Raw genomic sequence first — 23,288 nt, 5'->3', positions numbered from 1 at the left:
GCGGGTAACTTTTCTCTGACGCGCCAGAGAAAAGTCACCAAAAGAGGAGCGCTCAATGCAATCCGCACTCGAGCAGGATGGAGCGCTCGCGTTGCTCGGAACTGGACGGCGCCTTCACGCGACCCGCTGCGCTCTCGCTGCTGTCCTTGTCACCAATGGCATCCACCGCACCACCTGTCCGCTTAACGCGCGGCTGCACGCCGAGCTCACGAGGAATGCAAGAAAGACAGCGTCGCTCGGGCGACGCGCCGAGTGGGCGGGGCCGTCGCGTCGCCCGGGCGACGCTGTCTTCGGTTTTCTGGTGAGCCCGGCGTGCAGCCGCGCGTTAACGSGCGGGATGTGGCGATGTTTGGTGCTCGTCATAGGGACAGCAGCGAGAGCGCAGCGGATCGCGTCGGGGCGCGGTGCAGGTGGGCGTTTTCGCGCGCCGTTGATGGTGGCGTGGCGAACGAGTGCGGTTCAGGGCCTCTTCTTTGGTGACTTTCTTCTGGCCCCGCAGAAGAAAGTTACCCGGCCGCCGGGACGGACTCCCGGCAATGCACCGGTGAGCAGCAATACACGCCAAACCAGACTAAGCCAAGATCTCCTTGATCACATCCCCAAACACGGTGGTCGCCTTCTCCGCCCGCCCTTGATGCGCGAACACCAGCTTCTTGTGATTCAGCCCCAGCTGATGCAGCAGCGTCGCCTGCAGGTCATACGTATCGATCACCCCGGTCTCTGCCCGCAGCCCGATCTCATCGGTGCCGCCATACGTCCCCGGCTTGATGCCACCCCCCGCGATCCACTGCGTGTAGCCCCACGGGTTGTGATCCCGCCCGTTGCCTGACTGCCCATACGGCGTGCGCCCGAACTCCGATGCCCAGACCACCAGCGTCGTCTCAAGCAGCCCCCGCGCCTTCAGGTCGGCCAGCAGGGCGCCGACCGGCTGGTCCACCTGCTTGCACATCACCGCGTGGTTCTTCTCGAGGTTGTTGTGGGCGTCCCAGCTGTCCACGCTGTTGTCCGGCGCGCCCGAGATGACGTGGATGAAGCGCACGCCGCGCTCCACCAGGCGGCGGGCGCGCAGCAGGGCCGTGCCGTACTCGTCGGTCTCCTTGGTGCCGATGCCGTAGGCCGTCTTCGTGGCCGCGGTTTCCTTGGCCAGGTCGACGGCCTCCGGCGCCGAGACCTGCATGCGGTAGGCCAGGTCATAGCTCTTGGCGCGGGCGATCAACTCGGTGTCGCCGGGGTAGCGCTCGGCGTGCTCGCCATTCAGGGCGCGCAGCAGGTCGAGCTGGGCGCGCTGCTCCTTTTCCGTGATGCCGTCGGGGCGGGCCAGGTGCAGGATGGGCGAGTCGCCCTTGCGGAAGGGCGTTCCCTGCAGGGCGGCGGGCAGGAAGCCGCTGCTCCAGATGACGGCGCCGCGGCCGCCGCCGGCTGAGCCCACGCCCGTGGGCAGCACGACGAAGGCCGGCAGGTCGGGGTTGGCCGAGCCCAGGCCGTACTGCACCCACGAGCCCAGGGCAGGGCGGCCAGGCACCAGGCCGGCGGTGTGCAGCTTCAGCGACGCGATGACGTGGGTGCTGCCCTCGGTCTTGCTGCCCTTCAGGAAGGCGATGTCGTCGGCCTGCTTGGCGATGTGGGGCAGCAGGTCCGACACCCAGGCACCGCTTTCGCCATGCTGCTTCCAGGTGCGCTTGCTGGCGTAAAGGTTGCCCACGCCGCCGTCGGTGGCCGTCTTCAGGTCCTTGCCGAAGCTGTCGGGCAGCGGTGTGCCGGCCAGCTTGATCAGTTCGGGCTTGTGGTCGAACAGGTCCAGCGTGCTGGGCGCGCCGGCCATGTGCAGCCAGATGACGGCCTTGGCCTTGGCCGGGTGGTGGGGCTGGCGCGGCAGCGTCGGGTCGAAGAGTTCGCTGGCGAAGGCGGATGAGATGCCGCCGAAGCTGCCCGCGCCGAAAGCGGCGAAGGTGGCGGCACCGGCGTGGCCGAGGAAGTGACGGCGGGAATGATCGTGAGAGTGGCTCATGGGCTGACCTCTTTAGAAGCGATAGGTGAATTCGTTGGTGTTGACCAGCGTGTGGACCAGGTCGACGAAGGCGGCGGCGCGGGCCTTGCTGGCGCCCTTGGTGGGGCTTGTTGGCGCGGCTGCGACCACGGTCGTGGCGCCGCCGTCATCCGCCGACTCATCGCCGCCATCGCCCTTCTTGCGCTTGGCAGCCTGCTGATCCAGATAAGCCAGGAAGGCGGTGCGCTCGTAGCGGTCGGGCTCGCGCTTGTAGGCCGCCTTGTAGAAGCCGTCGATCTGCCTGGCGAGCTTGGGGTCGACGCCCCAGCCCTCGGGCAGATGCGGCTTCTTGACCTCGCCGGCCTGGGCCGTCTGCAAGGTCTCCTGAGCGTTCAGAAAGGCGACCAGCTTCGTCTTCTCCGCGGCCGTGGGCTTGCGCGAGAACAGGATCTCGTAGACGCGGTCGATCTGCGCGGACTCACCTGCAGGCGCCTCCTGGATGACACGGCCGGCCAGAGCCTGGCTCCAGCCCAGCACGAGGTCGCTGTTGACCAGGGCCAGGGCCTGTGGCGCCGTCGTCGTCACGTCGCGCTTGAAGTGAGGGGACTGTGGGTTGGCCCAGTCGAAGGTCTCCAGCAGCGGATAGGGCGAGTTGCGCAGCACGAAGACGTAGAGGCTGCGGCGGTTGTGGTCGCGCGGGTCCTCGGACGTCTGCCAGCGGTTGCGCTGGCCGCCGATGTCGAAGTTGGGCGGAATGGGCGGGTAGACCGACGGGCCGCCGCGCTTCTCCTCCAGCAGGCCGGAGGCGGCCAGCAGCGAGTCGCGCAATTGCTCGGCCTCCAGGCGTTGGCGCGGGAAGGCCCACAGCAGCTTGTTGTCCGGGTCCTGCTTGACCTCACGAGCCTGGCTGGCCTGCCGGTAGGTGCTGGACAGCAGGATCTGCTTGTGCAGCGTCTTCACGCTCCAGCCCTGCTTGACGAAGTCGGCCGACAGCTTGTCGAGCAGCTCGGGGTGAGTGGGCTTGGTGCCGGTCTTGCCGAAGTCGGCGCTGGTCTCGACGATGCCGCGGCCGAAGAACTGGGCCCATTGGCGGTTGACGAAGACGCGGGCGGTGAGGCCGTTGTCGGGGCTGACCAGCCAGTTGGCCAGGGCCGTGCGGCGGCCCGACGACGTGGCCGTCGGCGCAATCTTCAGCGAGGCGTCGGTCAACAGGGCGGGCAGGCCGGGCTGCACCTCCTGCAGCGGTCGGTCGTAGATGCCCTTGAAGAGGACCTTGGTGGGCGGTGCGTCGTTGCCCAGCTCGACGATGGTGGAGACATTGCCCGGATCCTTGGGCTTGAGGGCGTCGAACTTCTTCAGCTGCGCCGTCAGCACCTCGTACTTGGCGTAGGCCTCCTTGTCCTTGGTCTTGAGCTGGTTCTCGGCGTTGCGCGTGCGGCCCGACAGGGTCCACAGGTTGCGGTGGTAGATCCAGCGGTCGTAGGCATTGCGCTCCGATGCCGGCTTGTTGATGGACTCGCGCGTGGCCGGCACGAAGCCCGACAGGCGATCGGTCTCGAGCTTCTCGATGATGGGCTTGAGCAGCGCGTCGCGCTGTTCGCGGATGTCCTTGGTCGCGTCTTCCCACTTGGCCAGCTGGGCGTCGTAGTCGGCCTTGGCCTTGCCCGTCAGCGGCGAGACATCGTCCTTCCAGCTGGTGTTGGCGAAAAAGGCCTGGAACTCGTAGTACTCCTTCTGTGTGATCTTCTCGGTCTTGTGGTCGTGGCACTGGGCGCAGCCGATGGTGGTGCCGAGGAAGACGGCGCCGACGGTGTCGGTCAGGTCGTTGGCGACCTCCTGCTTCTTCAGGTTCAGGTCGCGGGCGTTGATCTCGTCGGGCAGGTTGCGCAGGAAGCCGGTGGCGATCAGGGCCTCGGTGCGCTCGGGCCAGAGTTCGTCGCCAGCGATCTGTTCCTTGACGAAGCGGTCGAAGGGCTTGTCGGCGTTGAAGGCGTTGACGACGTAGTCGCGGTAGCGCCAGATGTTGGGACGCGTGCCGTCGGTGTTGTAGCCATCGCTGTCGGCATAGCGGCTCAGGTCCAGCCAGCGGCGCGCCTGGCGCTCGCCGTAGCGCGGCGAGGCCAGCAGGCGCTCGACGAGCTTTTCATGCGCCTTGGGCGACTTGTCGCCCACGAAGGCGTTGACCTCCTCGGGCGTGGGCAGGATGCCCCAGGTGTCGAGCGTCGCGCGGCGGATGTAGGCGTGACGGTCGGCCTCGGGCGAGGGGGCGATGCCTTGCGCCTCGAGCTTGGCCAGCACGAAGGCGTCCAGCGGCTGGCGCACCCAGGCCTTGGCCTTGGTGGCCGGCGTGGCGACTTGCGTGTTCAGTGGCGTGTAGGACCAGGGGCGCTCGCTGCCCTTGGTGAAGCCGCCGGGCGGCGCGTAGTCCTCGGCGGGGCTGAGGGTGGCAACGCCGGCCAGCAGGGCGGCGAGAGCAAGAGGGGCGATCCGGAACTTGGGCACGTAGGTCTCCCGGGGAAATGGCAAAGACGGAACTGAAGGGGTCAGCGCAATAAACGCGCCAGCGAAAACGGCGCGAATCGGGCCAAAAGAAGGGCAGATTTGCGGTGGCGCCAACAGCGCTGTTGAAACACTGTTGGCGGATCGACAGCGCTTACAACCTGGCCATGAACTGGATGCCCACGCTGCGCGGGATGGCCGGCGTGTAGCTGGTGCTGCTGATGGAGCGCACCGTGTCGTCGTTGAACAGGTTCTTGACGATCAGGCTGACGTTGAAGCTCTTGTTGCGCGTGCCGAAGCCGATGCCGGCGTCCACCGTCGTGCTCTTGGGCACGATGGAATAGGCCGAGAGGCTGACGTCCGAGTAGTAGGACGAAGAGAAGGCCACGTTGCCGGTGTAGTTGATCTCCTTGTCGCCCCAGACCGGCTGGCGGTAGTCCACGCCGATGTTGCCGGTGTACTTGGCCGCGCCCGCCAGCGGCCGGCCGCTGATGTCGGTATACGGCGCGGAGCCGGGGTAGGCGTCCTCGATGCGCTGGGCGGCGTTCGGGAAGGACTTGTACTTGGCGTCGTTGTAAGCGGCCGAGAAGCGCACCGTCAGGTCGCGGATGCCGCCGTAGACGCCGTCGATCTCCAGGCCCTTGACCTCGACCTTGGGCGCGTTGCCGGTGGCGCTGGTGTAGTAGCGGGTGCCGTCGTTGGTCTGCGTCGTCGTGTAGACGTCCAGCACGCGCACGCTCTGCTGGTAGTTCTTGATGCGGGTCTGGAAGACGTCGGCGTTCAGGATCAGCGTCTTGTTGAACAGCGCCGACTTGAAACCCAGCTCGAAGCTGTCGGTCTTCTCGGGTTCGACGGGCGAGGACACGCCGTTGACGAACTGCGCGATGCCAGCCTTCTCGCCGTGTTGCAGCGAGGCATAGCCGGTCAGGTCGCGGTTGAACTTGTAGCTCGGGCTCAGCACCCAGGCCGGTTGCGTCTTCTTGAAGGGCTCGGCCTCGGTGGTGGGGAAGAGCACGCCGATGTTGGCCTGGCGGATTGCCTTGGCATCGGCGACCTGGCGGCGTTGCGCGGCGCTCAGGGCAGCGTAGGTCGGCACGTTGAAGTACTTGGCCGCCGTGGCGTTGGCCAGCGCGATCTGCTCGGCCGTGTTGCCGGCGGCGAGGTCGCCCGTCGCGTTGGTGGCGAAGCCGCCCAGGGCGACGCCGTTGACGCTGACCGGGTTCAGCTCGGGCGCGCTGCCGTCGCTGGTGATGCGGCTGGTGCCGGTGTTGCGGCGGTCCTCGCGCGTCAGGCGGGCGCCGGTGGTCAGCGTCAGCGCCTCGCTGAGGTGCCAGTTGGCCTGGGCAAAGATGGCCGCGCTCTTGTTGCGGATGTCCTGCACGCCGGTCGGGCTGTTGTAGGAGGCCTTCACATTGGCCAGGCTGTTGCGCAGCAGGTCGCGGCCGGCGGCGTCGGCGTCCAGTCGGGCGTACTGCGCGTTGTTGGCGAACCAGGCGCCGGCGTCGTTGCCCCACCAGCGGCGGTAGTCAGCGGTGTTGTCCACCTTGATGAAGTACAGGCCCGCCTGGTAGTCGACGAAGCCACCGGGCGCGGACGTCAGGCGCAGCTCCTGCGTGGCCTGGCGGTAGTCGTTCCAGAAACCGCCGGCATTGCGATAAACGTCGAAAGGCGTCGCGTCGTCGTTCACCGCGTCGAAGTGATAGCTCTTGTAGGCGGTGATCGACGTCAGCGTGTGGCTGCCGAGCTGCCAGTTCAGGTCGGCTGTGGCGCCCGAGCTGCCCGTCACCAGCGGGCGCACCGAGTCGGTGGTCAGCAGGTTCTGGTAGTCGGCGAGGGAATAGCCGGTGTTGTCCTTGAACCAGCGGCGGCCCAGGCGCTGCTCGTTGGTCACCGTCGTGATGGGGGCGCCGTTGGAGTAGGTCGTCGGCGGGTTGATGACGGGGAAGCTGCGGCCGTTGGTCGTCTCGCCGGCGCGTGGCTGCAGGTCGAAGGCGAAGCGGGCCTTGAAGTCGGGCGAGGGCGTGACGAGGAACTGCACGCGGCCGGAGATGCGGTCGGTGTTGGTGTAGCTGACATCGCGGTTGTAGGCGTTTTTGATGTCGCCGGCGCCCTTGTTGGCGGAGAAGGTGCCGCGCCAGGCCAGCAGGCCGTCGACGATGGGGCCGCCGACGGCCGCGGTGGCGAACAGGCCGTCGCGCTGGCGAAAGCCCAGTGTGAAATCGGCCGTTGGCGTGAAGCTGGGGCGCTTGGTGGTGAAGATGATGTTGCCGACGCTGGCGTTCTTGCCCAGCAGCGTGCCCTGCGGGCCGCGCGTGACCTCGACGGTGTCGATGTCGACGAAGTCGAAGCTCGACGTCAGCGCGTTGTAGGCATAGGAAACGCCGTCCACGATGATGCCCACGCTCGGGTCCTGGGCCTCGGTCTGGCCGATCTTGCCGATGCCGCGGATGGAGATTGAGCTGGTGCGCTGGTTGCCGAGGTTCCAGCTGACGTTGGCGGCGCGCTTGGTGATGTCGTCGATGCCCACGGAACCCAGGCGGTCCAGCTCGGCGCCCTGGATGACGGAGATGGACAGCGGCACGTCCTGCAGCTTCTCGATGCGGTTGCGGCTGCGCACGGTGACGGCGCCGAGGGCCTGGGTGTTGTCCTCGGCCGGCGCGGGCGCGGCGGCTTCCTGGGCGAGGGCACTGCCAGCAGCGAGGGCGGCGATCAGCGCGGTCAGTGGATGCGGGCGAAAGCGATGTTGGGTCGTCATGGAATGGAGTGATCGATAGGGCGGGGTCGGGCACTTCATTGCAGGGAGCGTGCCCAATACGCTGGGCGTCTAAGCAATTGCGCTTCGCGTTGGCAGGCGGCGTTTTGGCGGTTTTCATGGCCCCGTTGCGAGTCGTGCGTGTGATCGCGCAGTGGGTGCTGTTGCTTGTTGAACAGCAGGTCAGCAAATCGTGCGGCCTGGAACACAGCCACAGAGGCACAGAGGCACAGAGAAATTCATGCCTGTCCTCTGTGTCTCCGTGTCTCTGTGGCTTGTTTGCGTTCTGGCACGGAAGCTGCGCTGTGGGCGAGGTCTGCCACTCCTTTGACCTCATCATGAAAACACTGCACGCACTGGCCGTTGGCGCTCTGCTTAGCCTGACCGCCGTCGCTCACGCCCAGACGGCCGCTTCAGCGCCGGCCGCAGCCGCCGAATGGAAATACAAGACCCCGCGCCTGAAGGCGGCCGAGGTCGATGCCCTGCTGGCCCAGCCGGACAAGCTGCTGGTGCTGGACCTGCGCCGCCCCGACGAACTGATCAAGTACGGCAGCTTCCCGGCCTTCCTCAACATCCAGAACAAGGATCTTGAAAAGCACCTGGCCTACTTGCCCAGGGACCGCGCCATCCTGACCGTCTCCAACCACGCCGTGCGTGCCGGCCGCGCGGGCGACCTGCTGGCCGAGAAGGGCTATCGGGTTGCGGGTGCGACCGGCAGCGAGGACTACGAGCAGGAAGGCGGCAAGGCCGTGGCCCATATCCAGCCACCGGCGCCACGCGCACAGGCGGCTGCCGGAAGCACCGATGTCGCCGCAGCTCGCCAGCCCTGAGCACACAAGCGAGGTCCTGGTCTGGGACCTGCCGCTGCGCGTCTTCCATTGGGCCCTGGTGAGCCTGGTGTCGGTGGCCATAGCGACGGGTCTTGCCGGTGGCGCCTGGATGAGCTGGCATGCCCGTGCTGGCCAGGCCATTGCGGCCCTGCTGGTGTTTCGCCTCGGCTGGGGGCTGTGGGGCACGCGCTATGCACGCTTCGCGCAGTTCTGGCCCGCGCCCACGCGCCTGTGGGCCTATCTGCGCGGGCGCTGGCAGGGCCTGGGCCACAACCCGCTGGGCGCGCTGTCCGTCTTTGCCGTGCTGGCGCTGCTGCTCACCCAGGTGCTGACCGGCCTGTTCGGCAATGACGAGATCGGTTTCGCCGGGCCTTGGTCGAGTTGGATCGAGGAAGACCTGAGCCTGAAGCTGACCGGCTGGCACAAGCTTGCGGCCAAGCTGCTCTATGCCTGGCTGGGCCTGCACCTGGCGGCCATTGCCATCCATGTCTTCATCTGCCGCCAGCCTCTGCTGCGAGCGATGTGGCGGGGCCATCAGCCCGGCGCTCCGGCGGCCGCGGCGGAGCGGTCACGGCTGGGCTGGGTGCTGCTAAGCCTTGGCCTGGCGGCGGCTGCCTGGAGCCTGCTGTGGGCGTCGGGGCGTTTCTAAGCCAGCGCACCGCTCAGCACCGCCTGCAGCAGAAGGTGGTGGTTGCGGGCCACCGCCTCGGCCGGCAGTGGCTGGGTGGGCGGGGCGAGCGGCATCGGCAGCGCCGCATCGCCACTGAGATCCTGCCAGGTCATCAGCGCCGCCAGCATCTGCAGCGGGTGGCCCGGCGAGGCGATGCCGTTGAAGACCGGCACGCCGGCATCGCGGTCGAGCTGGCGCAGGTCGGCCTCGGCCACGCCCTGGCATTCGATGGCGTCATAGAGCTGGCCGAGCAGGCCGGCCATGTCGCGCGGGTCGCGGCGGTCGGCCGGGCCGGGGCTGGTCGCGCGAACGCGCGCCACCTGCGCGCCGAGCTCGGTGGCGGCGAGGAGAAAGGCCTCGGCTTCGAGGCTGGCGTGGTCGTCGCTGAGCAACGCCAGGTTCTTGCCGCGCAGCAGCGCACCCGGGCCGGCGCCGCGCTTGAACTGCCGAGCCCGGCCGATCAGCGCCAGCAGGTCGTCGCGCGTCAGCCCTTCCAGTGACCAGAGAGATTTGTGTTTGAGCATGGCATTGGGTGCATGTCCGGCAAGGCTAGGCGGTACGGCGCGGACCAGGCCTGACGCAGATCAAGTACGCACGGCTGTTTACCAACGGTTTACCGAGCGTTACCCAGTGATGTGCGCCATTGCTCGGCAGTTGTTGGCCGGTTTCTACGCTGCTGTCCATTGCCACACGCCGCCCAGGACACCCCGAAATGCTGACCGCCACGATGACTCCCGCCGCCGCCCATCCCACCTTGCGCGCGCCGGCCGCCGCGCCCCAACGCATTGCCGACACGCTGCAGGGTCTGCAGGCCCACGTGGACATCAGCCGCCGCGTCCTGCACGCCGGCGACCGCGTCTACCGCACGGGCGACGCGTTCGCCAGCCTGCATGTCATCAACTCGGGCTTCTTCAAGACCCTCAACCTCGCCGCGGATGGCCGCGAGCAGGTCGTTGGCCTGCACTTCAAGGGTGATTGGCTCGGCTTCGACGGCATTGCGACCGGCCGCTACGGTTGTGATGCCATCGCGCTGGACACCGGCGAGGTGTGGAGCGTGCGCTACGACGCGCTGCTCGCTGCCTGCGCCCGCCATGCGCCGCTGTTGGGCCTGTTGCATTCGGCCATGAGCCGCGAGATCAGCCGCGACCGCGACTCCCTGCTGTCGTTGTGCACGCTGTCGGCCGATGCCCGCGTGGCCGACTTCCTGCGCTACTGGGCCGACGCCATGGCCCAGTGCGGCCTGCGCAGCGACCAGATCACCCTGCGCATGACGCGCGCCGAGATCGGCAACTACCTGGGCATGACGGTGGAGACGGTCAGCCGCGCGCTGACCAGGCTGGCTCGCGAGCAACTGATCGCCTTCACCGAACGTGGCCGCCGCGATATCTGCATCCCCGACGTGGCGGCGCTGGGTGCCTACGTGCAACGCGGCGTCGCCCGGACGCTGCTGCAGTGACTCAGCGCGCCGCGCGAACCAGGGGAGTGGCAAGCGCCCGGTGGCGCAGTAAGGTCGCCGTCATCGAAGACACCCGGACGGAGCTTCCGCATGACATTGGCGTTGAAACTGCAATCGCGTTCCCTGGTGATGGTGGCCGCACTGCTCACGGCGGGCGTGGCCCAGGCGGCCTCGCAGGCCCCGGTGGCAGCCGAGAACGGCATGGTGGTCACGGCCCAGCACCTGGCCACCCGCATCGGCGTGGACGTGCTGAAGGACGGCGGCAACGCGGTGGATGCGGCCGTGGCGGTGGGGTATGCGCTGGCGGTGGTCTACCCCGCGGCGGGCAACCTTGGCGGCGGCGGCTTCATGACCGTGCAGCTGGCCGATGGCCGCAAGACCTTCCTGGACTTCCGCGAGAAGGCACCGCTGGCTGCCACGGCCAATATGTACCTCGACAAGGACGGCAACGTCATCAAGGGCCTGAGCACGCTGGGCCATTTGGCGGTGGGCGTGCCGGGCAGCGTGTCAGGGCTGGAGTACGCACTGGGCAAGTACGGCACGATGAAGCGCGCCGCGGTCATCGCGCCGGCCATCCACTACGCGGAGCAGGGTTTCGTGCTCGACCAGGGCGACATCGACATGCTGCACGCCGCCACCGACGATTTCCGCAAGGACCCGGCCACCGCGGCCATCTTCCTGAACAAGGGCGAGCCGTTCCAGGTCGGCCAGAAGCTGGTGCAAAAGGACTTGGCCACCACGCTCAAGGCCATTCGCGACAAGGGTGAGGCGGGCTTTTACAAAGGCCCTGTGGCCGCCGCCATCGTCGCCTCCAGCCAGGCGGGCAAGGGCATCCTGAGCGCCGCCGACCTCGACCAGTACAAGACGCGCGAACTGCCGCCTGTGGAATGCAATTACCGGGGCTATCACGTCGTCTCAGCGCCGCCACCCAGTTCGGGCGGCGTCATCATCTGCGAGATCCTGAACATCCTGGAGGGCTACCCGCTCAAGGAACTGGGCTTTCGCTCCGCGCAGGCGGTGCACTACCAGATCGAGGCGATGCGCCACGCCTACGTGGACCGCAACAGCTACCTGGGCGACCCAGACTTCGTCAAGAACCCGCTGGACCGGTTGCTCAGCAAGGACTACGCGGCCCAGCTGCGCGCGGTCATCGACCCGCACAAGGCCGGCGTGTCCAAGGACATCAAGCCCGGCGTGTCGCCGCACGAGGGCAGCAACACCACGCACTACTCCATCGTCGACAAGTGGGGCAATGCCGTATCGGTGACCTACACCTTGAACGACTGGTTCGGTGCCCGCGTCACCGCGGCCGGGACCGGCGTGCTGCTGAACGACGAGATGGACGACTTCACCGCCAAGGTGGGCGTGCCCAACCTCTACGGCCTGGTGCAGGGCGAGGCCAACCGCATCGAGCCCGGCAAGCGCCCACTGTCGTCCATGAGCCCCACCGTCGTCACCAAGGACGGCAAGACGGTGATGGTCGTCGGCACGCCGGGCGGCAGCCGCATCATCACCGCGGTGCTGCACACGATGATCAACGTCATCGACTACGGCATGGACGTGCAGGAGGCGACGGACGCGCCGCGCTTCCACCAGCAGTGGCTGCCCGAAGCGACCAACGTCGAGGCCTTCGCGCTGTCGCCAGACACGCGCAAGATCCTCGAGGGCTGGGGCCAGAAGTTCGCCGACCCGCAACCCGCCAACCACCTCGCCAGCATCTTGGTCGGCGCCCCCAGGCTCGGCGGCAAGCCGGTGGGCAAGAACCGCTACTACGGGGCCAACGATCCGCGGCGCAATTCCGGGCTGGCGGCGGGCTACTGAAGGGCCCTCACCGGCCCGCCCGACCCGCCGATACTTCCGGCTCCAAGAAGCCGCCCAAGCCCAAGCGTTGAAGCCTGCCGACACCACCACCCCCGCGCCCGCGCCTCAGCGCTGGCGCTGGCTGGCGGTTCTGCTTTTCGTGGTGCTGCTCTGGGGCGTCGTCGAGGTCACCGGCCTGCGCCAGCAGATCAGCCTGCAGGCCGTGCGCGAGGGTTTCGCCCAGCACCGGCTCTGGGGCTTTGCAGCCTTCACGGCGATGTTCGTGCTGGCCAACCTGGCACACATTCCCGGCGCCTTCTTCCTCGCCGCGGCGGTGCTGGCCCTTGGGCCGGCGTGGGGCGCGTTGACGACCTATGTCGCGGCCTGCATCGCCTGCACGGTGACGTTTGTCGTCGTGCGCGCCCTGGGCGCCGACGCGCTGCGTGAGCTGGACAACCGGCTGGCGCGCCGCCTGTTCGCGAAGCTGGACGCCCATCCCGTGCGCAGTGTCGTGCTGCTGCGCACGGTCTTCCACTCGGTGCCGGCGCTGAACTACACGCTGGCGCTGTCCGGCGTGCGGCTGCGCGACTATGTCATCGGCACGCTGCTGGGCCTGCCCCTGCCCATCCTGGTCATCACGACGCTGTTCGACACGCTCGCCGTCTGGATGGGGTGGGCCGCGCATTGACCCCGGCCTGGCAGGGCCTCGCGGCGCTGGCGATGATGGAGTGATGACCTCGTCCACCTCCCGCCAGCTCTGGCTGCTGGCCCTGGCCAATTTCGCCATCGGCATGGGCGCCTTCGTGGTCGTCGGCGTGCTGTCGCCGGTGGCGCTGGCCTTCGGCGTCGACCGGGCGCAAGCCGGTGCGCTGATGAGCGTCTATGCCGGCACCTATGCGGTCGCCTCGCCGCTGCTGGTGGCGGCCACTGGGAGGCTGGACCGAAGGCGGCTGATGTCCATCGGCCTGGCATTGTTTGCGCTGGGTGCCGTGATGGCCGCGCTGGCGCCCGGCTTTGCGCTGCTGCTGGCGGCGCGCGCCGTGATGGCATTGGGCGGCGGCCTGGTCACGCCGGTGGCCGCCTCGGTCGGCGTTGCGTTGGCCGGGCCGGGCCAGCAGGGCCGGGCCCTGGCTATCGTCTTCGGCGGGTTGACGCTGGCCCAGGTGCTGGGCATTCCGGCCGGCGCCTGGCTGGGCTATGCGCTGGGCTGGCAGGCGGCCTTTGTCGTCGTCGCCGTGCTGACCTTGCTGAGCCTCGCCGCCATGGTGGTGGCCCTGCCGGCCGGCATCGCGGTGCCGGTGGCCAGCCTGAAGAGCCTTGGCGCCGTGCTGCGCAGTGGCCGGCTGATGGGGGCAGTGGCCTTCACGGCACTCTTCATCGGCGCGCTCTATGTTTGCTACACCTTTGTGGCGCCACTGCTGGAGTCCGTCTACGGCCTCAGCCGCGACGGCGTGACCGGCATGCTGCTGCTGTTCGGCCTGGGCGCCGTCGCCGGCAATGCAATGGGCGGCCGGCTGACCGACCGCATCGGGTCGCGCCGCACGCTGGTGCTGCTGTGCCTGGCACAGTGCCTGCTGATGCCGGCGCTGACCCTGCCGACCTGGCCGCTTGCGGTGATGGGGGCGCTGGTCTTCACCTGGAGCGTGTTCGGCTGGAGCTTCATGGTGCCGCAGCAGGCGCGGCTGGCGGCGCTGGACCCGGCCCGGCTGCCGGTGCTGTTCGCGTTGAACGCCTCGGCCATCTATGTCGGTGCGACGCTGGGCGCCAGCGTGGGCGGCATGGTGCTGAAGGGGCTCGGCCTGCATGCGCTGGGCCTGTTTGGCGCCGCGCTGGCCCTGCTTGGTCTGGCGTCTTTGGCATTCCGTCGCTGACCTTGGACAGGGGCCGACGAGCACCGGATACTGGCTGTTCCACAAGGAGACACTCCCTATGAAGACCTGGCTGATCGCCACTCTCGCCACTTCCGCCATGTTTGCTGCTGCGGGCGCACAAGCTCACGACGCCGACCCGCTGAAGGCCGCCGTTGCCGCCGACAACCGCTTGGTGGGCAATGTCGCCCGCGATGCGCAACGCCACCCCTACGAAACGCTGAGCTTCTTCGGCATCAAGCCGACCGACACCGTCGTCGAACTCGCCCCGGGCGGTGGTTGGTTCACCGAGATCCTTGCCCCCTATCTGCGCGAAGGAGGTCAGCTCTATGCGGCCGACGGCGGCAGCGCGCGCTTCAAGGCCAAGATGGATTCGATGGGCGTCTACGGCAAGGTCAAGATCACGGCCTTCGACCCGGCCAAGGGCGTGTTTGACATCGCCCCGGCCGGCAGCGCCGATGCGGTGCTGACCTTCCGCAATGTGCACAACTGGATGAACGGTGGCACGGCCCAGGCCGTCTTCGACGCCGCTTTCAAGGCGCTGAAGCCTGGCGGCACATTGGGGGTCGAGGAGCACCGGCTGCCGGTCTCGCGCACCCAGGACCCCAAGGCCCCGAGCGGCTATGTGCAGGAGGCCACCGTCATCAAGTTCGCCGAGAACGCGGGTTTCAAGCTTGCCGGCAGAAGCGAGGTCAACGCCAACCCCAAGGACACGGCCGACCACCCCGACGGCGTCTGGACGCTGCCGCCGACCTATGCGCTGAAGGACAAGGACCGCTCGAAGTACCAGGCCATCGGCGAGAGTGACCGCATGACGCTGAAGTTCGTCAAGCCCTGAGAAGGCATTCGCACCTTCTTCGCCCGCGCCCACTCATGAGACATGCTGTGATCGGGTACGGCCGGCTGGCCAGGGCGCTGGTGCCGGCGTTCCGAGCGGCGGGCGAGGAGGTTGTCGTTGGTCGGCGCTCGCCGGGTGAAGGCGAGTTCGCAATGGCCGATGCCGCCCAGGCGGCCGACTGGGTCTGGCTGACAGTCCCCGACGATCAGATCGCCACGACCGCCGCCGCCTTGCCGTGGCGCGCCGGCCAACTGGGCCTGCATTGCAGTGGCGCGACGCCGCTGGCCGCGCTGGGCCCGGCGCCGGCCGCGGCAGGCTTTCACCCATTGAAACTGCTGGCCGGTGATGCCGGCCTCGCCGGCGTGCATGTCGGTATCGAGGCGGATGCAGCACACCGGCCTGCGCTGGAAGCACTCGCTCACGTGCTGGGCCTGGTGCCACTGGCGTTGCCGTCGCCGATGACGGCTCAGGCGCGGGCTGCCTATCACGCTGCGGCCAACCTGGCCGCCAGCGGCGTGCTGGCCGTGCTGGCCGAAGCCCAAACGCTGTGGGCGGCCGCTGGACTGGCGCGGGCCCAAGCCCTGCCGGCCCTGGTGCCGTTGACCCGCGGCGCATTGGACACCGCCCTGGACCGTGGCCTGGCCGGTGCCGTCTCGGGGCCTGTCGCGCGCGGCGACACCGGCGTGCTGGGCCGCCATCTGCAGGCGCTGGCGTCTGCCGGGCTGGATGCTGACCTGCTGCTGGCGTTGGGCCGGCGCCAGCTTCTGCTGGCCGAGCAAGCTGGCCGCCTCGACGTGACGCAGGCCGCGGCTTTGCGCGCACTGCTCGCGGCGCCCTGAATTGCAACCCGCGTGACAAAGGCCGCGTTCGGCAGCGCTTGACCATCTGCCGGGCAATTGCGCGCCGTAGAGGCGCTTCTAAACTGGTTGTAGCCCCGTCGCTGCTGTCGGGCCCATTCAGGGAGTTCCACATGTCCGACGCGTCCATCCAGGCCATGATCCGGGCCGACGCCGCCCAGATCCTGCATGACGTGGTCGACGAGTTGCCCGATGCGCGCGAGCGCCTGGCCTATGTGCGCAGCATGACCGAGCAGGCGGCCACCAAGGTGCTCAACCTGGTGGAAGCCGCCCAGGACGACGCCGAGGCCGTGCGCAAGAAGGGCCGCGAGCTGTCCGACGCGCTGAACCGCCTGGCCCTGTCCAGCAACATCAGCGCCGACCGCGCCCGCGCGCTGATGAAGCTGTGCGCCGCTTACGCCGCCGACGCCGCGAGCTTCGCCGCGCGCGAGAAGTCGCTGCACACCGAGATCATGATGTCGCAGGACTTCCAGGATCTCTCGGGCCAGGTCATCAACAAGGTCAGCAAGATGCTGGAGCGCGCCGAGCCGCCGCTGAAGGATCTTGTCCAGTCCCTGCCCGCACCGGCCGCTGCCGCCGTGTCCGCCGAGCTTGGTGGCGTGCAGACGCCGGACAAGGCGCTCAAGCAGGACGATGTGGACGACCTGCTGGCCAGCCTCGGCTTCTAGTTCCAGCTCGCCGGGTCCAGTCGGTAGTAGCCACTGAGCTCGCTGTACAGCGCCGGGTGACCTGCGGCCAGCTCGATCGGCCGCTCGAAGAATAGCTCGCTGATCACCGCGAAGAATTCCGCCGGGTCGGTCGCACCATAGGCGTCGATGAGCCCCGGCTCGCCGCGGGCCAGCCGCCAGCGCAGTGCATCGAACTCGTTTTGCATCACCGTCGACCAGCGCCGGTAGGCCTCGGCTGACGGCAGTGCCGGCGCGCCATTGGCCGGGCCGCCCGCCTGGTCGAGCTGATGCGCGAACTCGTGGATGACGACGTTGTGCCCATCGCCCGGCGTGGCCGCACCACGCTTGACTTCATCCCAGGCCAGCAGCACCTGGCCCTGGCTCCAGCTCTCGCCAGCCAGCACGCGGCGCTGGTCTGACAGCACGCCGCCCGATTCGGTCACCGGCCGGTCGACGACGAAGGCGCCGGGGTAGACCAGCACCTGGCGCAGCTCCGGGTAGACGCCGCGCGCCGCACCCAGCAGTGGCAGGCAGGCCAGGGCCGCGACGGTGACGCGGATCTCGTCCGTCACGCGCAGGCCACGGCAGCCGAGGATGGGCTTCTCGGCGAGGAAGACCTGCATCAACCCTTTCAGGCGCAGTTGCTGGCGCGCCGGCAGCCGGGACACCAGCGGCACATGGCGGCGCAGCAGGCGCCGCCACGACTGCGGGAAGGGGCGGCTGGCGATGCGCTCGCGGCGGCGGCGCACCCACAGCGGCCACATCGCGATACCGGCGGCGGCGAGCAGGACGAGGCAGAAGCAGATGAACAGCGGCATGCTGGGCAACTGGGCCCGGCCGCACGCTTTGCAAGCCCCCCAGTGCCTGGGGTATGCCCGGCTCGCTTAACCTGCGGCCATGGCCGAGCCCGAATTCCGTCTGCGCGCCTGGCAGGTGCTGCTGGGTGGCATCTGTGCGCTGGTGCTGACCATCGGCCTCGCGCGCTTCGCCTACACGCCGCTGTTGCCGCAGATGCAGGCCCAGGCGGGCCTGGGCGTCGCCGACGGCGGGCTGCTGGCGGCCATCAACTACGCGGGCTATATGAGCGGCGCGCTGCTGGCGGCCTGGATCGAGAGCCCGACCTGGCGCCAGCGCCTGTACAGCTGGGGCCTGCCGACGGCTTTGGCCATCACCGCGCTGATGGGTTGGAGCACGAGCTTCGGCGGCTGGGCGTTGTCGCGCTATGTCGGTGGCCTGTGCGGCGCGGCCGGCATGCTGCTGGGCTCGGGCCTGGTGCAGGGCTGGTTGATCCGGTCGGGGCGCCGGCCCGAGCTGGGCATCTACTTCATCGGCCTGGGGCTGGGCATCGTCGTGTCGGCCCTGGGTGCGATGGGCATGACGCAGTGGAATCTGAACTGGGCCCTGCAATGGCAGGGCTATGCCTTGCTCGGCTTGGTCTTCCTGATCCCGGCCTGGGCCTGGCGCCCGCCGGTGCCGCCGCCGGCCGCGAAAGCCGCGTCCGATGCAGCACCCAGCCGGCGTTGGATGGCGCTGATGGTGGCGGCCTATTTCTGCGCGGGCTGGGGCTTCGTCGTCAACGCGACCTTCACTGTCGCCATCGTCGAGGCTCAGCCGCTGCTGGCCGGACAGGGGCCTTGGGCCTGGCTGCTGGTGGGCTTGTCGGCGACGCCGGCTGTGTTCGTCTGGGATCGCATTGCGCGCCGCACGGGCGACGTTGGCGCGCTGCTGATCGCTTTCGGCGTGCAGATCTTCGCCGTGTTGCTGCCGATATTGGCCAGCGGTCTGGTGGCCGCGTTGGCGGGCGCGCTGCTGTATGGCGCGACCTTCATCGGTATCGTCAGCCTGACGCTGGCTCTGGTTGGCCGGCATTCACCCGCCAATCCAGGCAAGGCGATGGCCCGGCTGACGCTGAGCTATGGCATGGCACAGATCAGCGCGCCTGCGCTGACCGGTCGGATGGTCGAGGCCGGCGGCGGCTTCGATGTCGCGCTGTGGCTGACGGCAGCCGTGATGGCGGCCGGCATGGCCTGCCTGGCCGCGCTGCTGCGGGAATCGCGCTGAGCCTTTGCCTCAGCTGCCCTTGCCGGGAGGGGCGGAGCGCTGGTTGCGCACGGCCTCGCTGACGGCCTGGGTGCTGCGCTGCGCCGCCTCGCGTTCAGCGGCGGTGGTGCAGCGCGTCTTGGGCAGCATGCTGCCGGTGGGTGAGTCGCGCTCGCAGATGGTGCCGTTGTCGGCCGCAGCCTGGGCGCCGCTTTGGGCGGGCGGTGTCGTCGAAGCGCAGGCGGCCAGTGCGAGCGGCAGCAGCGTCAGGAAGATTCGTTTCATGTCGAAAGTCGGTTCGGGTGAAGCGCCGCAGAATACCGCGGGCCAGACCTCCTGATTCCCTCGTGATCCCGTGACATCAAGGCCGCTGTCAGCGGTGCCGGCAGCGGCAACCCGCTCAGCAGGTTCGGCACCGACCAACACGCCGTGCAGTACGAACACGAGATGGGCCGGCCCAGGGTGCAGCGCGACCGAGACGCGTTTCATCGCCCGGATGGACTGCTATCTGAAGCCGCAGCAACAGTCCGCCACGGAGTAACTCTGTGTGACGCCGTCATCCGCCACGGGCTCGTGGCGGTTAGTGGGGCACGGCCGCGTATTTCGTGGCCTGGAGATCCTCATGAAACGACTGGCCCTGGCCATTGCCCTGATTTCTACCGCCCTGCTGTCGGGCTGCATCATCGTGCCGGCCCGCCACGGCGGTTACCACAGGGACGGCTATTACCGGGATGGCGGCCACCAACGTGACGGCGGTTACTACCGCGGCAGCGTCTACGTTCAGCCTGGCTCGAGGTAACCGAATGGGCCGTCTCCCTGAGGCGGCCTGGAGATTCCGATGAAACGACTCACTCTGGCGTTCGCCCTGGCTTCATCTGCACTGCTGTCGGCCTGCGTGGTCGTGCCTGCCCACCGGGCCGGCTACTACGACGGTGGCTCGACCATCGTGGTCGACGCGCCGCCTCCCGCACCCTATGCCGAGGTCGTGCCCGTCACGCCCTATACGGGCGCAGTCTGGGTCAATGGCTACTGGGGCTGGAACGGCGGCCGTCACCACTGGGTGCCCGGCTACTACGAGCGCCCGCGTGCCGGCTATCGCTATGAGCCTCACCGCTGGGAGAGCCGCGGTGGCCGCTGGCATTTGCGTGCCGGCGGCTGGATCAGGCTGTAGGGCCTTTCTGGCCACAACCCTTGCGGCGGGTCTTCGCGACCCATTGCCGCCGGGAGACAGGCCCTAGACCCGTTCGATGATGGTGGCGATGCCCATGCCGCCGCCGACGCACAGCGTCACGGCGCCGGTCTGGAGATCGCGTCGCTCCAACTCATCGAGCAAGGTGCCCAGCAGCATGGCGCCGGTTGCGCCCAACGGGTGGCCGAGCGCAATTGAACCGCCGTTCACGTTGACGCGATCCAGGTCCAGGCCCAGATCGCGCGCCGTCTTCATCGGCACCGCGGCGAAGGCCTCGTTGATTTCCCACAGGTCGATATCGGACGCCTGCATGCCGGCCTGGCGCAGTGCCTTCTGACAGGCTGGTGTCGTGCCGGTCAACATGATGGTCGGCTCGCTGCCGACGACGGCGGCCGCACGGATGCGCGCGCGGGGCTTGACTCCCGCCGCTTCGCCGCCGGCCTTGGAGCCCACCAGCACCAGGGCTGCGCCATCAACGATGCCCGATGAATTGCCGGCATGGTGGCGGTGTTCGATCGCCGACGCCTGCGGGTATTTGCGCAATGCCAGGCCGTCGAACTTCGCGCCCAGCTTGATGAAGCTGGGGTTCAGCGCCGCCAGCGTCTCGATGGACGTTTGTGGGCGGATGGTTTCGTCCTCGGCCAGCAGCAGGGCGCCGGCTTCGTCATGTACCGGCACCAGCGCGCTCGCGAAGCGCCCTTCGGCACGCGCCGCGGTGGCACGCTGGTGGGAGCGCGCCGCGTAGGCGTCGAGCTCATCGCGCGTGAAGCCCTCCAGCGTTGCGATCAGATCAGCGCTGATGCCCTGCGGCACGAAACCGATGGCGCTGACGACGCGCTCGTCCAGCATCCAGGCGCCGCCGTCGCTGCCCATGGGCACGCGGCTCATGCTCTCGACACCGCCGGCCACGACCAGGCGTTCGAAGCCGCTGGCCACCTTGGCCGCGGCGAGGTTGACGCTCTCCAGCCCCGAGGCGCAGAAGCGTGACTGCGTGACGCCGCCCACCGACTGCGCCCAGCCGGCGTCCAGCACGGCGATGCGGGCGATGTCGCCACCCTGCTCGGCGATGGGTGTCACGCAGCCGAGGATGACGTCGTCGACCAACGACGTGTCGAGCTGGGTGCGCTGCTGCAGGGCCTGCAGCACGCTGCGCACCAGCCAGATCGGCGTGGCCGCGTGCAGCGAACCGTCGGGCTTGCCCTTGCCGCGCGGCGTGCGGCAATGGCCGTAGAGATAGGCGTCGAACATGGGGGTCTCCAGGGGCCTCACATGGATCGCGAAGCCAGCTCTTTCATGATTTCATTGGTGCCGCCGTAGATGCGCGTCACGCGGGCGTCGGCCCACAGTTCGGCAATCGGCGTCTCCAGCATGTAGCCATAACCGCCGAAGAGCTGCAGGCAGGCGTCGGTCAGCCGCGAGGCGAGGTCGCTGCACCAGGCCTTCACCAGCGCCGCGCGGGCGGCGTCGAGCTCACCTTTCAGATGGGCCGAGATGGCGGCATCGAGCAGCGCGCGGGCGGCGAGCACGTCGCTCTGCGCCTGGGCCAGCACGAAACGGGTGTTCTGGAAGTTCCAGATCGGCTGGCCGAAGGCCTCGCGCTGCTTGGCGTAGGCCACCGTGTCGTCCAGCGCGCGTTCCGTCATCGCGACGGCCTGGCATGCGATGACGAGGCGTTCCTGCGGCAGTTCGCCCATCAACTGGCCAAAGGCCAGGCCCTCGCTTGACCCAAGCAGGTTGGCGGCCGGCACGCGCAGCTCATCAAAGAAAAGCTCGCTGGTGTCCTGGGCGTGCAGGCCGATCTTGTCCAGGCGACGGCGCGTCAGGCCCGTCGTGCCGGCATCGATCTCCGCGACGACCAGTGACAAGCCCTTGGCACCCGGTGCGTCCCCGGTGCGGCAGACGATGACGATGAGGTCGGCGTTCTGTCCATTGGTGATGAAGGTCTTCTGCCCGTTGATGACGTAGTGGTCGCCCTTTTCGTCAGTGACGCGGCGTGCGCGGGTGCGGATGGCCTGCAGGTCAGAGCCCGTGCCCGGTTCCGTCATCGCGATGGCGCCAACGCGCTCGCCGGTGGCCATCGCTGGCAGCCAGCGCGCCTTCTGCCCGTCATTGCCGTGGCGCAGCAGATAGGGCGCGACGATGGCCGAGTGCACGCTGCCGCCGAAGCCGCCCAGGTTGGCCCGTGCAGCCGCCATGACGATGACGGCCTCATGGCCGAAGTCGCCGCCGCTGCCGCCGAAGGCTTCCGGCATGGCCGCGCACAGCAGGCCCTGGGCACCGGCTTCGTGCCAGGTGTCGCGCTCCATCAGGCCCGCCGCGCGCCAGCCAGCGGCGCGCGGTACCCAGCGCTCGCTGAAGAAGCGCGCGGCGCTGTCCTGAAGCAGGCGGTGCTCCTCGGTCATCCAGTTCGAGGGGAAGAGCGGAAGACTCATGAAATGCCGACGGCTTCTTCCAGCGTCGCGATCTCTTCCTCCACATAGGCCGCCAGCCGGCCCAGGTTGGGCAGGGCGTCGGTTGCAATCAGGCCGAAGTAAAGAGTGCCGGCATAGCTGAACAACGTGATGTTGAGCAGATGGGTGGCCGGCAGTGTCGACATGGGGTGCATCTCCAGCAACGGTGCGCCCTTGATGTACAGGCGCTCGGCCGGCCCGGGCACGTTGGACACCAGCGTGTTGCCCATGGGCGTGACGACATCGGCCAGCTTGAGCATGCCGGCGATCTGGCCGAGCAGGCCGGTCAGGATGGTGTAGGTCTCGACCGCCTCGGGCGCGACGGCGTCGATCATCGTGCGCACATTGCGCAGCGAATAGCCGACATTGCGCAGCCGCACAAAGGCGTCGTCGGTGGGCGGCGACAGGTCGACCAGGATGATGCCGATCTTGTTGCCGCCGCTCTTTTCGCCTTCGCGGCGCAGGTTCACCGGCATCTGGATGGTGATGGGCCGGTCCAGCTCGATGCCCTCGTCGGCCAGGTAGCGGTGCATGGCGCCGTCCAGGCAGGTCAGGGCCACGTGGTTGAGTGTGGCGCGTGACACCTTGCGGATGGCGTCGATGCGCGCCATGGGCACGGCGGCGGTGGCGAACTGGCGACCGGGCGTGGCATTGCCGGTGAAGGGTGTACCGCGGCTGGCCATGAAGGGCAGGGCGATGGCGTTCTTGGTCAGCTTGATGGCTTCCAGCGCCAGCATGGCCGTGAGCCGGCCGATGCCGACGGCGCGCTTGCTGTTGGCGGTGAGCTGCTTCCAGACGGTGCCGGCGACGGCCTGATCCAGCCGCTTCTTGCGCGACAGGCCGCTGGCGCGTCGCGCGTGCGACAAGGTCCAGACCGGCGTGACGGTGTCGTCGTCGGGCGTCGCGCGCAGGGACTCGACGCCCCAGCGCGTCATCGTGATGCCGTCGGCCACGGCATGGTGCATCTTGTAGTAGATGGCGAATTGCTTGTCCCACAGGCCGGCGATGACATGCACCTCCCACAGCGGCCGGCTGCGGTCCAGCACCGGTTCGTGCAACTCCGCGGCAAAGGCATAGAGGGCCTCGCGGTCGTTCTGGCCGGCCTTGAGCTTGTGGAAGAAGACGTGTTGCGCCAGGTCCACCGATTCGGCCGTGCTCCAGCTCGGCATCAGCGTGGGCGAGACGAAGTTGATGACGGCATCGAAGGGCGCCTGCACGTCGGTGTGGGTCAGGAACTCCTCATAGAGCTGCTTGGCGAAGTTGGCGCCGCCACCCTTGGGAATCTGGTGGATGTGCAGGCCCGCCACATGCTTGGGACTGGCCTCGCTTTCGGCAATGAAGAAGGCGAGGTCGAGCAGGGAGAGTCGGCTCATGATGTCTCGTG

Annotated in this window: 21 protein-coding genes; 12 read left to right on the top strand and 9 right to left on the bottom strand. The window is 68.3% G+C overall.

Annotation, left to right across the window (positions count from 1 at the left end):
- Window positions 1–571: 571 nt before the first annotated feature.
- From ACXJKM_RS08350 to ACXJKM_RS08340, 3 genes are all read right to left on the bottom strand, one after another.
- Window positions 572–2,008, bottom strand: coding sequence for a DUF1501 domain-containing protein (locus ACXJKM_RS08350; protein ID WP_056193078.1), 1,437 nt, complete (start codon window positions 2,006–2,008; stop codon window positions 572–574).
- Between the two features lie 12 nt (window positions 2,009–2,020).
- On the bottom strand, window positions 2,021–4,489 hold the full coding sequence (locus ACXJKM_RS08345) for a DUF1549 and DUF1553 domain-containing protein (protein ID WP_457351566.1): 2,469 nt from the start codon (window positions 4,487–4,489) through the stop codon (window positions 2,021–2,023).
- A gap of 151 nt (window positions 4,490–4,640) precedes the next feature.
- Window positions 4,641–7,241: a TonB-dependent receptor gene (locus ACXJKM_RS08340; RefSeq protein WP_457351564.1), complete on the bottom strand. Its 2,601-nt coding sequence runs from the start codon at window positions 7,239–7,241 to the stop codon at window positions 4,641–4,643.
- A gap of 335 nt (window positions 7,242–7,576) precedes the next feature.
- Here ACXJKM_RS08340 and ACXJKM_RS08335 point away from each other — a divergent pair, with 335 nt between their 5' ends.
- Window positions 7,577–8,068 carry a rhodanese-like domain-containing protein gene (locus ACXJKM_RS08335; protein ID WP_056193147.1) on the top strand — a complete coding sequence of 164 codons (492 nt, stop codon included), beginning with the start codon at window positions 7,577–7,579 and terminating at the stop codon, window positions 8,066–8,068.
- On the top strand, window positions 8,043–8,717 hold the full coding sequence (locus tag ACXJKM_RS08330; RefSeq protein WP_457351562.1) for a cytochrome b/b6 domain-containing protein: 675 nt from the start codon (window positions 8,043–8,045) through the stop codon (window positions 8,715–8,717). Before ACXJKM_RS08335 ends, ACXJKM_RS08330 begins: the two co-directional genes overlap by 26 nt.
- On the opposite strand, the gene ACXJKM_RS08325 is transcribed toward ACXJKM_RS08330, so the two are convergent.
- Window positions 8,714–9,262, bottom strand: a complete 549-nt coding sequence (locus ACXJKM_RS08325; protein WP_457351560.1) for a hypothetical protein — start codon at window positions 9,260–9,262, stop codon at window positions 8,714–8,716. The two genes, ACXJKM_RS08330 and ACXJKM_RS08325, sit on opposite strands and share 4 nt — an antisense overlap.
- Before the next feature lie 188 nt (window positions 9,263–9,450).
- Between ACXJKM_RS08325 and ACXJKM_RS08320 the strand changes: the two genes are divergently transcribed.
- The 7 genes from ACXJKM_RS08320 to ACXJKM_RS08290 all read left to right on the top strand — a co-directional run bounded on the left by ACXJKM_RS08320 (window position 9,451) and on the right by ACXJKM_RS08290 (window position 16,225).
- A complete protein-coding gene (locus tag ACXJKM_RS08320) occupies window positions 9,451–10,194 on the top strand; it encodes a Crp/Fnr family transcriptional regulator (RefSeq protein WP_056193065.1) in 744 nt (247 codons plus the stop codon).
- 129 nt (window positions 10,195–10,323) lie between these two features.
- The gene (ggt, locus tag ACXJKM_RS08315; protein WP_457351882.1) at window positions 10,324–12,015 is read left to right on the top strand and encodes a gamma-glutamyltransferase; all 1,692 of its coding nucleotides are present in this window, start codon (window positions 10,324–10,326) and stop codon (window positions 12,013–12,015) included.
- Between the two features lie 67 nt (window positions 12,016–12,082).
- Window positions 12,083–12,682: a TVP38/TMEM64 family protein gene (locus ACXJKM_RS08310; protein ID WP_082532430.1), complete on the top strand. Its 600-nt coding sequence runs from the start codon at window positions 12,083–12,085 to the stop codon at window positions 12,680–12,682.
- A gap of 43 nt (window positions 12,683–12,725) precedes the next feature.
- The gene (locus tag ACXJKM_RS08305; protein ID WP_056193059.1) at window positions 12,726–13,865 is read left to right on the top strand and encodes an MFS transporter; all 1,140 of its coding nucleotides are present in this window, start codon (window positions 12,726–12,728) and stop codon (window positions 13,863–13,865) included.
- A 58-nt stretch (window positions 13,866–13,923) separates the two neighbouring features.
- On the top strand, window positions 13,924–14,700 hold the full coding sequence (locus ACXJKM_RS08300; RefSeq protein ID WP_056193056.1) for a class I SAM-dependent methyltransferase: 777 nt from the start codon (window positions 13,924–13,926) through the stop codon (window positions 14,698–14,700).
- 35 nt (window positions 14,701–14,735) lie between these two features.
- Window positions 14,736–15,539: a DUF2520 domain-containing protein gene (locus tag ACXJKM_RS08295; protein ID WP_157281157.1), complete on the top strand. Its 804-nt coding sequence runs from the start codon at window positions 14,736–14,738 to the stop codon at window positions 15,537–15,539.
- A gap of 131 nt (window positions 15,540–15,670) precedes the next feature.
- Window positions 15,671–16,225 (top strand): protein phosphatase CheZ, encoded by a 555-nt coding sequence (locus ACXJKM_RS08290; RefSeq protein WP_056193051.1) that lies wholly within the window; start codon window positions 15,671–15,673, stop codon window positions 16,223–16,225.
- On the opposite strand, the gene ACXJKM_RS08285 is transcribed toward ACXJKM_RS08290, so the two are convergent.
- Window positions 16,222–17,043: a M90 family metallopeptidase gene (locus ACXJKM_RS08285; RefSeq protein WP_056193048.1), complete on the bottom strand. Its 822-nt coding sequence runs from the start codon at window positions 17,041–17,043 to the stop codon at window positions 16,222–16,224. The genes ACXJKM_RS08290 and ACXJKM_RS08285 overlap by 4 nt on opposite strands.
- A 79-nt stretch (window positions 17,044–17,122) precedes the next feature.
- On the opposite strand from ACXJKM_RS08285, the gene ACXJKM_RS08280 reads away from it, so the two are divergent.
- Window positions 17,123–18,286, top strand: coding sequence for a YbfB/YjiJ family MFS transporter (locus ACXJKM_RS08280; RefSeq protein WP_457322637.1), 1,164 nt, complete (start codon window positions 17,123–17,125; stop codon window positions 18,284–18,286).
- Window positions 18,287–18,295: 9 nt separating this feature from the next.
- On the opposite strand, the gene ACXJKM_RS08275 is transcribed toward ACXJKM_RS08280, so the two are convergent.
- A complete protein-coding gene (locus ACXJKM_RS08275) occupies window positions 18,296–18,550 on the bottom strand; it encodes a hypothetical protein (RefSeq protein WP_157281155.1) in 255 nt (84 codons plus the stop codon).
- Between the two features lie 337 nt (window positions 18,551–18,887).
- On the opposite strand from ACXJKM_RS08275, the gene ACXJKM_RS08270 reads away from it, so the two are divergent.
- Together ACXJKM_RS08270 and ACXJKM_RS08265 are read left to right on the top strand one after the other, a co-directional pair.
- The gene (locus tag ACXJKM_RS08270) at window positions 18,888–19,064 is read left to right on the top strand and encodes a hypothetical protein (protein WP_200955217.1); all 177 of its coding nucleotides are present in this window, start codon (window positions 18,888–18,890) and stop codon (window positions 19,062–19,064) included.
- Between the two features lie 39 nt (window positions 19,065–19,103).
- On the top strand, window positions 19,104–19,436 hold the full coding sequence (locus ACXJKM_RS08265; RefSeq protein WP_457351556.1) for a hypothetical protein: 333 nt from the start codon (window positions 19,104–19,106) through the stop codon (window positions 19,434–19,436).
- Window positions 19,437–19,499: 63 nt separating this feature from the next.
- Here the strand turns inward: ACXJKM_RS08265 and ACXJKM_RS08260 are convergent, their stop codons facing one another.
- Genes ACXJKM_RS08260 through ACXJKM_RS08250 form a run of 3 tightly spaced genes read right to left on the bottom strand, consistent with a single transcriptional unit; the run spans window position 19,500 to window position 23,277 of the window.
- Window positions 19,500–20,702, bottom strand: coding sequence for an acetyl-CoA C-acetyltransferase (locus ACXJKM_RS08260; protein WP_457351554.1), 1,203 nt, complete (start codon window positions 20,700–20,702; stop codon window positions 19,500–19,502).
- 17 nt (window positions 20,703–20,719) lie between these two features.
- The gene (locus ACXJKM_RS08255; RefSeq protein ID WP_457351552.1) at window positions 20,720–21,886 is read right to left on the bottom strand and encodes an acyl-CoA dehydrogenase family protein; all 1,167 of its coding nucleotides are present in this window, start codon (window positions 21,884–21,886) and stop codon (window positions 20,720–20,722) included.
- Window positions 21,883–23,277, bottom strand: a complete 1,395-nt coding sequence (locus ACXJKM_RS08250; RefSeq protein ID WP_457351550.1) for a wax ester/triacylglycerol synthase domain-containing protein — start codon at window positions 23,275–23,277, stop codon at window positions 21,883–21,885. The genes ACXJKM_RS08255 and ACXJKM_RS08250 overlap by 4 nt, the downstream gene beginning before the upstream one ends.
- Window positions 23,278–23,288: the final 11 nt, after the last annotated feature.

The sequence above is a fragment of the Roseateles sp. P5_D6 genome, assembly GCF_054049415.1.
Note: the sequence above shows the minus strand (reverse complement) of the source record. Positions and strands in the feature narration are given on the sequence as shown.

Coding starts and splice junctions, on each gene's coding strand:
- ACXJKM_RS08350 (WP_056193078.1), bottom strand. CDS start 2,008: ATGAGCCACTCTCACGATCATTCCCGCCGTCACTTCCTCGGCCACGCC.
- ACXJKM_RS08340 (WP_457351564.1), bottom strand. CDS start 7,241: ATGACGACCCAACATCGCTTTCGCCCGCATCCACTGACCGCGCTGATC.
- ACXJKM_RS08335 (WP_056193147.1), top strand. CDS start 7,577: ATGAAAACACTGCACGCACTGGCCGTTGGCGCTCTGCTTAGCCTGACC.
- ACXJKM_RS08330 (WP_457351562.1), top strand. CDS start 8,043: ATGTCGCCGCAGCTCGCCAGCCCTGAGCACACAAGCGAGGTCCTGGTC.
- ACXJKM_RS08325 (WP_457351560.1), bottom strand. CDS start 9,262: ATGCTCAAACACAAATCTCTCTGGTCACTGGAAGGGCTGACGCGCGAC.
- ACXJKM_RS08320 (WP_056193065.1), top strand. CDS start 9,451: ATGCTGACCGCCACGATGACTCCCGCCGCCGCCCATCCCACCTTGCGC.
- ggt (WP_457351882.1), top strand. CDS start 10,324: ATGGTGGCCGCACTGCTCACGGCGGGCGTGGCCCAGGCGGCCTCGCAG.
- ACXJKM_RS08305 (WP_056193059.1), top strand. CDS start 12,726: ATGACCTCGTCCACCTCCCGCCAGCTCTGGCTGCTGGCCCTGGCCAAT.
- ACXJKM_RS08300 (WP_056193056.1), top strand. CDS start 13,924: ATGAAGACCTGGCTGATCGCCACTCTCGCCACTTCCGCCATGTTTGCT.
- ACXJKM_RS08295 (WP_157281157.1), top strand. CDS start 14,736: ATGAGACATGCTGTGATCGGGTACGGCCGGCTGGCCAGGGCGCTGGTG.
- ACXJKM_RS08290 (WP_056193051.1), top strand. CDS start 15,671: ATGTCCGACGCGTCCATCCAGGCCATGATCCGGGCCGACGCCGCCCAG.
- ACXJKM_RS08285 (WP_056193048.1), bottom strand. CDS start 17,043: ATGCCGCTGTTCATCTGCTTCTGCCTCGTCCTGCTCGCCGCCGCCGGT.
- ACXJKM_RS08280 (WP_457322637.1), top strand. CDS start 17,123: ATGGCCGAGCCCGAATTCCGTCTGCGCGCCTGGCAGGTGCTGCTGGGT.
- ACXJKM_RS08275 (WP_157281155.1), bottom strand. CDS start 18,550: ATGAAACGAATCTTCCTGACGCTGCTGCCGCTCGCACTGGCCGCCTGC.
- ACXJKM_RS08270 (WP_200955217.1), top strand. CDS start 18,888: ATGAAACGACTGGCCCTGGCCATTGCCCTGATTTCTACCGCCCTGCTG.
- ACXJKM_RS08265 (WP_457351556.1), top strand. CDS start 19,104: ATGAAACGACTCACTCTGGCGTTCGCCCTGGCTTCATCTGCACTGCTG.
- ACXJKM_RS08260 (WP_457351554.1), bottom strand. CDS start 20,702: ATGTTCGACGCCTATCTCTACGGCCATTGCCGCACGCCGCGCGGCAAG.
- ACXJKM_RS08255 (WP_457351552.1), bottom strand. CDS start 21,886: ATGAGTCTTCCGCTCTTCCCCTCGAACTGGATGACCGAGGAGCACCGC.
- ACXJKM_RS08250 (WP_457351550.1), bottom strand. CDS start 23,277: ATGAGCCGACTCTCCCTGCTCGACCTCGCCTTCTTCATTGCCGAAAGC.